This window comes from Herbaspirillum lusitanum P6-12 (assembly GCF_000256565.1).
Lineage (GTDB): Bacteria > Pseudomonadota > Gammaproteobacteria > Burkholderiales > Burkholderiaceae_D > Herbaspirillum > Herbaspirillum lusitanum.
Map to the genome: position 1 here is coordinate 1 of NZ_AJHH01000515.1, position 617 is coordinate 617.

Below are 617 nucleotides of genomic sequence, written 5' to 3' on the forward strand. Positions count from 1 at the left end.
TATGCAGATAGGCGTCCCCGGAGCTCTCTAGATAAATACACACTAAAACTCTCAGCGTGGTTAAAGACTGAGGCGGTCAAATCACGCAAGCAGCGCCGTACCTTAAAACAGCTCCACTTGGAGCTGCGATCATTGGGCTATGAGGGGTCGTACGATCGGGGCGCTGCCTTCGCAAGGCGCTGGAAGGTGGATCAATTGGAGAGGGTCAATTCCGCGAGCAAATCTACAGTTTCAGAAAACGGGGAAAAATTTTCAAGGCCGCGAAGCAGGTCGTCGAAAGGCAATCTTGAACAGATTCGAATGTTGTTTTCAGTCTAGAAAATTTATTCTATAGAGGGGAAAGTGAGTAATGAAGACTACGAGAAAATAGAGCAGACCAAAAAATCTATTGAAAATCAAAGTCTTATGCCTTTTTAAGGATACTTATCCATAAGCCTTTCCACAGAATCTGGGGATAAGTATCGGTTTGTAGCCAATAGATCGATGCAAGAAGAAGAAGCTACATGTTTGAGTAATTCGGTCCGCCGCCACCTTCCGGTGTCACCCACACGATGTTTTGCGTCGGATCCTTGATGTCGCAGGTCTTGCATCAACATCCATCGTACAAGAGGTGGAAA

The 617-nt window shown here is 46.0% G+C and carries 1 pseudogene; it reads right to left on the reverse strand.

From position 1 onward, the window contains the following. Positions 1 to 499 precede the first annotated feature (499 nt). Positions 500 to 589: pseudogene (locus HLUSI_RS31795) on the reverse strand (4Fe-4S dicluster domain-containing protein); the annotation flags it as partial. Positions 590 to 617 lie beyond the last annotated feature (28 nt).